The 10,516-nt window shown below is 68.2% G+C and carries 9 protein-coding genes and 1 pseudogene; 9 read left to right on the forward strand and 1 reads right to left on the reverse strand.

Annotated elements, in window-relative coordinates; translation table 11 throughout:
• The 9 genes and pseudogenes from OK17_RS05505 to OK17_RS05545 form a co-directional block, all read left to right on the forward strand.
• Positions 1 to 190: pseudogene (locus tag OK17_RS05505) on the forward strand (ABC transporter ATP-binding protein); the annotation flags it as partial.
• A gap of 130 nt (positions 191 to 320) precedes the next feature.
• Positions 321 to 1,802 carry an acetyl-CoA acetyltransferase gene (locus OK17_RS05510; protein WP_461416891.1) on the forward strand — a complete coding sequence of 494 codons (1,482 nt, stop codon included), beginning with the start codon at positions 321 to 323 and terminating at the stop codon, positions 1,800 to 1,802.
• A gap of 71 nt (positions 1,803 to 1,873) precedes the next feature.
• Entirely contained in the window at positions 1,874 to 2,188 is a 315-nt protein-coding gene (locus OK17_RS05515; protein WP_154884600.1) for a hypothetical protein, read from the forward strand.
• Complete coding sequence (locus tag OK17_RS05520; protein ID WP_154884599.1) at positions 2,185 to 2,646, forward strand: Zn-ribbon domain-containing OB-fold protein; 462 nt, start codon at positions 2,185 to 2,187, stop codon at positions 2,644 to 2,646. The genes OK17_RS05515 and OK17_RS05520 overlap by 4 nt, the downstream gene beginning before the upstream one ends.
• The gene (locus tag OK17_RS05525; protein ID WP_119031155.1) at positions 2,646 to 3,830 is read left to right on the forward strand and encodes a thiolase C-terminal domain-containing protein; all 1,185 of its coding nucleotides are present in this window, start codon (positions 2,646 to 2,648) and stop codon (positions 3,828 to 3,830) included. Before OK17_RS05520 ends, OK17_RS05525 begins: the two co-directional genes overlap by 1 nt.
• 28 nt (positions 3,831 to 3,858) lie before the next feature.
• Entirely contained in the window at positions 3,859 to 5,298 is a 1,440-nt protein-coding gene (locus OK17_RS05530) for an aldehyde dehydrogenase (protein WP_461416892.1), read from the forward strand.
• A 24-nt stretch (positions 5,299 to 5,322) separates the two neighbouring features.
• The gene (locus OK17_RS05535; RefSeq protein ID WP_461416893.1) at positions 5,323 to 7,710 is read left to right on the forward strand and encodes a CaiB/BaiF CoA transferase family protein; all 2,388 of its coding nucleotides are present in this window, start codon (positions 5,323 to 5,325) and stop codon (positions 7,708 to 7,710) included.
• A complete protein-coding gene (locus OK17_RS05540; protein WP_154884597.1) occupies positions 7,707 to 8,693 on the forward strand; it encodes a GNAT family N-acetyltransferase in 987 nt (328 codons plus the stop codon). The genes OK17_RS05535 and OK17_RS05540 overlap by 4 nt, the downstream gene beginning before the upstream one ends.
• A 29-nt stretch (positions 8,694 to 8,722) precedes the next feature.
• Positions 8,723 to 9,703, forward strand: coding sequence for a PDR/VanB family oxidoreductase (locus tag OK17_RS05545; protein ID WP_154884596.1), 981 nt, complete (start codon positions 8,723 to 8,725; stop codon positions 9,701 to 9,703).
• An 86-nt stretch (positions 9,704 to 9,789) separates the two neighbouring features.
• Here OK17_RS05545 and OK17_RS05550 read toward each other — a convergent pair whose 3' ends face one another.
• The gene (locus OK17_RS05550; RefSeq protein WP_204717905.1) at positions 9,790 to 10,440 is read right to left on the reverse strand and encodes a TetR family transcriptional regulator; all 651 of its coding nucleotides are present in this window, start codon (positions 10,438 to 10,440) and stop codon (positions 9,790 to 9,792) included.
• Between the last annotated feature and the right edge of the window lie 76 nt (positions 10,441 to 10,516).

Raw genomic sequence — 10,516 nt, forward strand, 5'->3', positions numbered from 1 at the left:
CGAGCGCGTCCACGCGATGCTGCCCGACCTCCCCCCGAATGCGCAGGACGCGATCCTGCGCAGTATGGCCGAGGAGGACCGCATTCGTGCCGAGGGCGACGCCCACGCGGCCGATGTGGCCGACGGCGTCGCCGGGTCCGGGGCGCGGGACTGGCAGGAAGCACCCACCCAGGTCCTGCCCCGCATCTGAGGGCGCGTCCGGTGCGGCATCACCGCGCCGGCCGACGCACGCCCTCTATCTATTGATGTTAGTTTTAGACTCCCGTGCCGGGTCGTGAACCCTCACGAATGCCCATGTCTGAAGTGGAAGCGAACAGTCCATGAGAATTGATCCCCGTACACCTGTCGTCGTCGGGGGCGGACAGGTGAACGAACGAGACGGCGGGGTCGAACCCGTCGACCTCATCGTGCGGGCCGCCCGCGATGCCGGCGAGGAGGCCGGTGCGCCGAAGTTGCTCGAGAACATCGACTCGGTACGCGTGGTGGGTTTGCTCTCCTGGCGCTACCGCGATCCCGGTGCCCTTGTTGCGGAACGACTAGGCGCGGGGCCCGTGCACACCGGTTACACCGGCAACGGGGGGAGCACCCCGCAGGTGCTCGTCAACGCCGCGGCCGAGGACATCGCCGCCGGGCGAGCCGACGTCATCCTCATCGGTGGTGCCGAGTCCTGGCGCACCCGGATGAAGTTGCGCGCCAGGGGTGAGCGTCCTGCGTGGACGAAGCAGGACGAGTCGGTGCCGCCGGCCGAGATCATCGTGCCGGATGTGCCGATGGAGGCCGAGAGCGAGCGCCGGATCGGACTGGACCGCCCGTCGTACGTCTACCCGCTGTTCGAGCAGGCGCTGCGGATCTCCGCCGGCCGGACCATCGCGGAGCATGCCGAGCACATCGGCACTCTCTGGTCGTCGTTCAGCGAGATGGCCGCGACCAACCCACACGCCTGGACGCAGCGGTCCTACGCCGCCGCCGACCTGGCGACGGCATCGGAGAACAACCGCTGGATCTCGACTCCCTACCCGAAGTTGTTGAACTCCAACAACATGGTGGACCAGGGGGCCGCGTTGATCCTGTGCTCCGCGGAGGCGGCGGAACGATTCGGCGTGCCCCGTTCGGAGTGGGTGTTCCCGCACAGCGGCACCGAGTCGAAGGACACCGAGGCGATCGCGGCCCGTGGAGCGCTCGATCGGTCGGCCGCGATCCGGATCGGTGCACGACGCGCGCTCGAACTCGCCCGCGTGGGGATCGACGACGTCTCGTTCCTGGACATCTACTCCTGCTTCCCGTCCGCGGTGCAGGTGGCCGCCATCGAGCTCGGGCTCGACCCGAGCGGGGTGCAGCGACCCCTCACCTGCGCCGGCGGCCTCACCTTCGCCGGTGGGCCATGGAACAACTACAGCACGCACGCCATCGTGACAGTCGCGGCGCGGCTGCGCGAATCGCCGGGCACCTTCGGTCTGGTGACCGCGAACAGCGGATACCTGACCAAACACGCCTTCGGCGTGTACAGCACCGAGCCCCCGAATGGCGGCTTCCGGCGTGAGAACGTCCAGGCCGAGGTGGACGCCGAGCCCACGACCGAGGTGGCCGAAACCCACGACGGGATTGCCGAGATCGAGTCCTGGACCGTCGCTTTCGGTCGAGACGGAGATCCCGACAAGGCGTTCGTCGCGGCGCGCGTGCCGGGTGGTGCGCGGACCCTGGCGGTGGTCACCGACAGAGGCGACCTCGACGAGTTCGCCGACGCCGAGATGGCCGGTCGTCCGCTACGGGTCGAGGAGTCCGGGACCGCCCGGCTCGATTGACCCAGAATATCTAAAGTCGTAAGGTTTATTGCACAGACGCCGGGTACCCGGTGGTGAAGGAGCGAGACGCGATGAGCGAGATCGACGACTTTCGTGCGCGCTATGCGCAGCACGTCGGCCATGTCGCCGCCGGGGACATGAAATCCGCCTTGGCGGAGATGGTCCAGGAGAACCTGCCGGCCGTTTTCGAGGGCGTCGACGTGCCCCGTGGCGCCATCGACGACCACCGGATCGTGGGTGTCCGTGCCGACGGCGACCGGATGATCGGTGAGGCCGTCTACACATTCGACGGCCGCCAGGTCGGGCTCCGCTCGGTCTGGGAACACCGAGACGGCACCTGGCTGGCCGCCGCCCTGGAGAACTTTCCGCCGGGTGATGAGGCATGACCGCCGCGACGACCGACGTCCCCTGGGGCCCGGCCGCGGATGGCATCGACGCACCGTACTGGGACGGTCTTCTCGCGGGTGAACTGCGACTGCAGCGTTGTGGCACATGTCAGACCTGGATCTGGAGCCCGCAATCGGTGTGCGGCCACTGCCACGGCTTCGACCTCGGATGGCACAGCATCGAACCCGTGGGCACCGTCTACAGCTGGAGCCGGAGCTGGTACCCGTACATCGAGGAACTCTCCGACCGGATGCCCTACATCAGCGTTCTCGTCGAACTCGCCGACGCCGGTGGCCGCCGCGTGCTCGGCCTGCTCGTCGATGACGTGGAGCGGACGCCGGAGATCGGTGAGTCCGTCATCGGTGTGTTCGAGCACAAGGAGGGCGAACCCTGGCCGCTGCTGAGGTGGCGCCGGACCGATTCGACCCCAACCGATTCGACAGGGGGAGGACACTGATGTCCGGATCGATTCGCGGCGCGACGGCTGTCGTCGGTGTCGCCGAAATGCACTACAAGCGCGGTCAATCGCCGATGACCGAGCAGCAGATGACCATCAAGGCCATCCTCGACGCCTGCGCCGACGCCGGCGTGTCACCCCGGGAGATCGACGGATTCGTCTCGTACGCCGGTGGTTCCAACGACGGTCCCATCCTCGGTGCGGCGCTGATGGTCGACGAGCTGCGGTGGTCGAACATGATGTGGGGCGGCGGCGGAGGCAGCGTGGCCGCTGCCATCACCAACGCGGCCGTAGCGATCGCGTCGGGACAGGCGGACACCGTCGTCGTCTATCGCGCGATGTCCCAGGCCGATACCGGACGACTCGGCTACGCCAAGTACCACTACGGCCCGCACTTCCTGGCGCACGGCGTCGGTTCGCCCGCACAGATCTGTGCGATGCGGACGCAGCGGATGCTCGAGCACGACGGGGTTCCGCGATCGGCGATGCGCTCGCTCGTGCTGGCGGCGTATCAGCATGCGCAACAGAACCCCACAGCCCAGGGGCACGGTCGGCCGCTCGACGAGGAGACCTACGAGTCGTCGAGGCTCATCGCCGAACCGTTCCATCTGTTCGACTGCTCGCGGGAGAGCGACGGTGCGGTGGCACTCGTCCTGGTTTCCGCCGACCGGGCCCGCGAACTCCGTCCCGACCCGGCCTACGTCATCGCCGGTGCCCAGGGTGCGCCGGGAGGCTACTGCGAGCGCGTCGACAACGACGAGCAGTACTCGACCGCCGGTTTCGGTCCGGCAAACAATGGCAAACCCGGTGTTGCCGAACGCCTCTGGTCGTCAGCGGGGCTGGGTCCCGACGACGTCGACGTCGTGCAGGTCTACGAGAACTTCAGCGGTCCTGCGGTCGCGGCACTCATCGACCATCGTCTGTGTCCGCCCGGAGAAGCAGCCGGCACTGTCATGACGGTGGAGAACCTGACCGCACCGCACGGCAAGCTCCCGGTGAATACCAGCGGCGGCAACCTGGCCGACTCGTTCATCAACGGTCTGAACCTCGCGGCGGAGGCCGTGCGTCAGATCCGCGGTACCTCGACCAACCAGGTGTCCGACGCCAAGACCTCGCTGTTCATCGGTGGTCCGATGGCCCCGCTGGTCAGTTCGGTGTTGTTCGGCCACGCAGACACGCTCTAGCCAGGCACTCAGACTTCGAAGGGTCATCATGTTGGATCGCAACGAGCTGTTCATCGACGGGAACTGGGCTCCGCCGGCGTCGGGGGAGTACGGCGACGTCATCGAGGCCGCCACCGAGAAGGTGCTCGGTCGTAGTGCGCTGGCGGGGACCGCGGACATCGATGCCGCGGTCGCGGCCGCACGGGCCGCACTCGACGGGCCGTGGGGATCGATGAGCAGAGCCGAGCGAGCCGATGTCCTCGACCGGTTCGCCGCGGCGCTGACCAAGCGTGCCCGCGACACCGCCGAGCTGGTCAGCCGCGAGAACGGAATGCCCATCAGCCTGGCGAAGCCGACGAACGGCTACGGCCCCGCGGCGATGCTGACGTACTACGCGGGCCTGATCCGGGCCGCGGAGGACGAGGAGGTTCGACCCGGCGCGCTGGGCGGTCGTACGGTCGTCCGCAGTGAGCCCGTCGGGGTGGTCGCGGCGATCACGCCGTGGAACTACCCGCAGCCGCTCGCCGCGATGAAGATCGCCCCCGCCCTCGCTGCGGGTTGCACGGTCGTCCTCAAGCCTGCACCCGAAACCGCTCTGGATGCTTTCGTTTTCGCCGACGCGGCGCAGGAGGCCGGTCTGCCGGCCGGTGTGCTCAACGTCGTGCCGGGCGGTCGCGAGGCCGGAGCGCACCTCGTCGAACACCCGGGCGTCGACAAGGTGGCGTTCACCGGGTCGACCGGCGCCGGACGTGCGATCGGGGAGGTGTGCGGCCGGCTCCTGCGTCCGGTGACCCTGGAGCTCGGCGGCAAGTCGGCCGCCATCGTCGCCGAGGACGCCGACCTGGAGGTGTTCGCCGGTCACCTGCTGGAGGTGTCGCTGGTGAACAACGGGCAGACCTGTCACGCCAGCACACGGATTCTGGCCCCGCGTTCCCGCTACGGCGAGGTCGTCGACTCGGTCACCGAGACCGTTCGTGCACTGCGCGTCGGTGACCCGCTCGACAAGGCGACGGCCATCGGTCCGCTCGTCAGCGCCGCCCAGCGCGATCGGGTCCTCGGGCACATCGCGGCAGGCCGAGCCGATGGTTACCAGGTCACCACGGGTGGAGGCGTTCCCGGCGATCAGCCCCAGGGCTGGTTCGTCGAACCGACAGTCTTCGCCGGCGTCGACAACTCCGCGTCCATCGCGCAGGAGGAGATCTTCGGCCCGGTGCTGACCATCACCGAGTACACCGACTCCGACGACGCGGTCCGCATCGCCAACGACTCCGCGTATGGGCTCGGCGGCACGGTGTGGACCACCGACGAGGAGCGCGGTCTCGAACTGGCGCGCCGCATCCGGACGGGGACGGTCGGGGTCAATCACTACGCTCTCGACCTCACCGCACCGTTCGGCGGGGTGAAGGCCTCGGGTCTCGGACGTGAACTCGGCCCCGAGGGCCTCGCGCCCTACCTCGCCCCAAAATCGGTGTACTTCGCCCACCGCTGATCATCTGATTTCGACAGGAGTGACATGACGGATCTGCCTCTCACCGGTGTCCGCGTCGTAGACGTGACCGACGGTCTCGGCGAGTCGTGCGGCCGGTTCCTCGCCGACCTGGGGGCCGACGTCGTGCGCGTCGAACGTCCGGGCGGGTCCGCTTCGCGTCGTACCCAGCCGATCGAGTCCGGTATCAGCATCCCGTTCGCGCTGAACAACGCGAACAAGCGCATCGTCGACCTGGACCTCGACGCCGACCGGGGCCGTTTCCTGGAACTGGTTGCCGGCGCGGACATCCTGGTCGAGACCAGCCCGATCGGGCTCCCGTCAGGAACAGGCCTGGACGCGGCCGATCTCCTGGCCGGCCACCCCGGCCTCGTCGTCCTCTCGATCAGCGGATTCGGGCAGACCGGGCCCTACCGCGACTGGGCCGCAACCGAATCCGTCATCTACGCGATGAGTGGCGTACTGTCGCGATCCGGTGAGCCCGGTCGCGAACCGCTCCTCCCGCCGGCGGGACTCGTCGAACAATCGATCGGCGTCCACGCCGCCTGGTCGGCGCTGCTGGCCTACTACGACCGGCTGCGGACCGGCACGGGACAGCTCGTCGACATCTCCGCCTTCGAAACCGTCACACACGGTTTCGATCCAGGCTTCGGCGTGCAGGGCTCCGCGGCGGCCGGCCGTCGTGAGGACTTCCCGCGTGGTCGACCCGACGCAGCGAACTTCTACCCGGTTCTGCGATGCGCGGACGGGCAGGTGCGGATCTGCCTGCTGGCCAAGCGGCAATGGCGCGCGATGTTCGCCTGGCTCGGTGAGCCCGAGGAGTTCGCCGACCCCGCCTTCGACACGATCCCGGCGCGTTTCGCCGCGGCGGACCGGCTGCATCCCCTGATCGAGGAACTCTTCGCCGATCGGACACGCGACGAACTGGTCGCCGAGGGCGCCGCGCGCGGCATCCCGATCGGCGGCGTGCTGCGTCCCTCCGAGGTGCTCGCCAACGACCACTTCGCGGTCGCCGGAACTCTTGTCGACGCCGAGATCGCGCCCGGTGTACAAGCACGTATCCCGTCGGGCTACGTCACCATCGACGGCCGACGAGCAGGTTTCCGGCACCGTGCGCAGCCGATCGACGACGCGGACGCCTGGAGCGATGCGTCCAGAACCGGGGCGGGCGCACGGGAGCAGTCCGAGGCCGGCACTCATCCGTTCGCCGGACTGCGGGTCCTCGACCTCGGCGTGGTGGTGTTCGGGGCCGAACTCGGCCGCCAGTTCGCCGACCACGGTGCGGACGTGATCAAGCTCGAGAACCGCGACTTCCCGGACGGCCTGCGCCAGTCGAAGAGGAAGGACGCATTGTCTCCGTCGGTGGCCTGGGGTCATCGCAACCGCCGCTCACTGGGCATCAACCTCCGCACCGAAGAAGGCCGAAAGCTGTTCCGGCAGCTGGCCGCCGACGCCGACGTGGTCCTCGCCAACTTCAAGCCCGGGACCCTCGACTCGATGGGGATCGGCTACGAGGAGCTGCGCAGGATCAATCCGCGCATCATCGTCTCCGACGGCAGCGCCTTCGGAAGCACCGGACCGTGGAACACCCGGCTCGGGTATGGGCCGCTCGTGCGTGCCGCTTGCGGTGTCTCGGCGCTGTGGCGATACTCCGACTCCGACACCGGTCTGAGCGACGGTTCGACCGTGTACCCGGACCACATCGGCGGACAGGTCGCCGCGGTGGCCGTACTCGCCGCGCTGATCTCCCGGCTGACGCATGGTCGGGGTGCCGAGATCGAGGTGGCGCAGGCCGACACCGCCCTCGTCGCACTCGGCGGGCAGCTCGCCCGCGAATCGCTGGCCCCGGGATCGGTTTCGGCGGTGGGGAACACCGATCCATTCGCCGCGCCCGCAGGCGTGTTCCCATGTGCCGGTGACGACGAGTGGTGCGTGGTCACGGTCCGCCACGATCAGGACTGGCGCAATCTGACTCGGATCATCGGACGCGACGACCTCGCCGACGACGACCGATTCCGGTTGGCGGCCAGGCGGATCGAGAACCGCGACGAGGTGGACAAGGTGTTGATCGAATGGTTGGCGGAGCGGACGCCGACCGAGGCGATGACCGCGCTCCAGGAAGCCGGTGTCCCCGCAGGGACGATGGTTCGGCTGCCCGAACTGCTGATCGACCCACATCTCACCGCCCGCGACGCCTATACGCAGCTCGAACATCCGCGGCTGCCCGCGCCGCTGCCCACCGCGGTACGCGTCGCCCGGTTCACCTCGATCCCCGACGCCCCCTTGCGACCGGCGCCGCTGCCCGGTGCCGACACGCACGAGATCGCCGTCGAGCTGCTGGGTCTCGACGAAGCCGAGTACCGCAGTCTCGTCGCCGGCGGTGTCCTCCAGCCACTCGAGGAAAGTGAACCGTGATCACCTACGAATGGCTTCCGCGCCTCGACGGCGACGAACTCGACGAAGTGGTCGAACTCGTCATCGCCGCAGCCGAATACGATGAAGAAGCCGGGTTCTCGCATATCGACCCGGCCATGGTCCGCGCGACCGGTGACGGCACCCGGACGATTGCGCATCTGCCCATCAAGGCGCGCCGCGATCTCAGCCCGCTCGAGGACGTCCCGATGGTGGTCGTGGCGTACCTGCACCTCGCGGTCGAAGCCGACGGCCTGGGCGTCGTGTCCTACGTCGTCCATCCCGAATACCGGTCCCGCGGAATCACCACTCTGCTCGTCGAGGAGATCCGTCTCGACACCACCGGCGAAGGCGGCTGGGCCGGCACCGGCGCCAACGCCCTCCGATGCTGGGCATATTCGACGCATCCGGCCTCTGGCCGTCTGACCCGGCGCTTCGGGATCCCGGCGGTCGGCCGCCAGTGGACGCTAATTCGGCACCTGACCGGTCCCTTTGCCCTTCCGCTCGACAAGCCCGACACCCCGGCCGGCGTGACCCTCACCGAGCCGCGTGAACTCGCCGCCGACGACACGGTGACCGCCGACGTCCTGGCATCCTCAGAACTCGCGCCGCGGCATTGTGACCGCGTTGCCGACGACCTGAGGCTCGGCGGCGGACTGATTGTCGACGCGCGGAACGAGGACGGGCAGGTGCTCGGCTTCGTGTGGTTCTCGACGGAACACCGGCGCCACCTCGAACTGCGGGCCGCGCCGGTCCACGCACTGGTCCTCACCGCCGCGGCGCGTGGCGGCGGGGTCGGTACCGCGCTCCTGCTCGCTGCCCTCTGGCATCAGGTCGACGCCGACGTCCAGCTGTCCACGCTGCGTATCGACCCCGAGGACACCGGTGCGGTTCGGATGTGCCGTCTGCTCGGTTACGAGCAAGAGGACGTGCACTCCTGCTACCAGGTCGGTGAGAGCGCCGGTCAGCCGCCGTCATTCCGCTGACCCGACCCTGAACTCGTGAGAAGGCCCTGATGAACGCCAACCGGACCGAGGCCGCCGCGCTCGACAACCACAAGCTGTGTGTGGTCGCGAAAGATGTTGCGGCCGAGGGGGTCGTGTCGCTCGTACTCGCCGACCCCGACGGCGCCGACCTGCCGCAGTGGTCGCCGGGCGCCCACCTCGACCTCGTGCTGGGCGAGAACCTGATCCGCCAATACTCATTGTGTGGAGACGTGGCCGACCGAACGCAGTTCACGGTGGCGGTCCTGCGCGAGCCGGAGAGCCGCGGCGGTTCGCAGACCGTACACGACGAGGTGGCGGTCGGCGACCTGATCGCGGTCAAGGGCCCCCGGAACAACTTCGCGCTTGTCGACGCGCCGTCCTACCTGTTCGTCGCCGGTGGAATCGGCATCACCCCGTTGAAGCCGATGATCGCCGAGGTCGACGCGCGCGGCGCCGAGTGGACGCTGCTCTACGGTGGCCGGACGGCATCAGGTATGGCCTTTGCTGATGTTCTGACACAACAGTATTCGGACCGGGTGCAGGTGCGCCCCCAGGACGAGCACGGTCTGCTCGACCTGGACACCGCACTCGATGCCTTGAGCGCAGGCGCCGCCGTCTACTGCTGCGGGCCCGAACCGCTGCTCGCGGCGATCGAGGAGAAGTGCAAGTCGCGCAGCGGCGTCGAACTCCACCTCGAGCGGTTCGCGCCGAAGGTGGGCACATCCGAGAACGACGGTCCCGCTGAGGGATTCGAGGTCGTCCTGGAGCGCAGCGGCAAATCCGTCGCGGTGGCGGCGGACGAGACGGTCCTCGACGCCCTGCTACGAGAAGGCGTCGACGTCGACTTCTCCTGTAGAGAGGGCACCTGCGGCACTTGTGAAGTACCCGTTCTCGACGGCCTTCCCGACCACCGGGACTCGGTCCTGTCCGAGGAAGAGCATGGCGCCAACGACTGTATGTTCGTGTGCGTGTCCCGCAGTTGCTCGAAACGGCTCGTGCTGGATTTGTAGCGCTGCGAAGTCCCGAACAGCGCCTCCGGGGGGAAGAACGCCCGAAAAGCGCCAGGGGCGGTTCTCGGGGGCGATCTTTCGTGGGCTCAGGAAGCGGCCGCGTCCGATGCCACGAGGTCGTGATCCCGGATGATGCCGTGCAGGAAGCTCCGGACCATCGCCTCGAACAGTTTCTTCTGGGTCAGTTCGTTCTTCGACAACGCCTCTGCGAGAAGCGGTTGTGAGTCGGCTGACACGTTGGGGAAGATCTCCGAGCGCGGACGCGGCGGCCGGGTCGCCTCCATGAGCACCGCGCCGATGGACAGCGTCTCCATGCCGTCGAGGATGCGGACGTGCAGGTCGACGGGCACGTCCGACGCGAGCAGGAACTTCGCGGTGTCCTCGTAGGTGGACGTGAACAGGTCGCGGGGCAGGTGCTGCAGCAGGACCGGTGCGGCGTTGCGGTGACGGAGGATCGACTGCCGGAAGTTCAGGGCGAGGTTCACGAAGTACTCGGGCCAGTCCGGTCCGGGTTTCATCCGGGGGCGCCGGACCGCGGTGCCGGCGATGTAGCGGGCGACCTCGGTGAGGATCTCGTTCTTGTCGTCGAAATGGTGGTAGAGCGACGGGGCACGCACCCCGAGATGCTTGGCGAGCTTGGGAAGACTGAAGGCGTCGAGCCCTTCGGTGTCGATGATCTCGATCGATGCCATCACAGCGGCATCACGACTGATCAACGGCTTGGACGGCCTTGCCATTGTTCACCTCTCAGCGCGTGCGTCAGCGGGCACACCTGACGTGCACCCGCATCTGACCTAACCACAGTAGTTTTCT

The sequence above is a fragment of the Gordonia sp. GN26 genome (assembly GCF_054823965.1).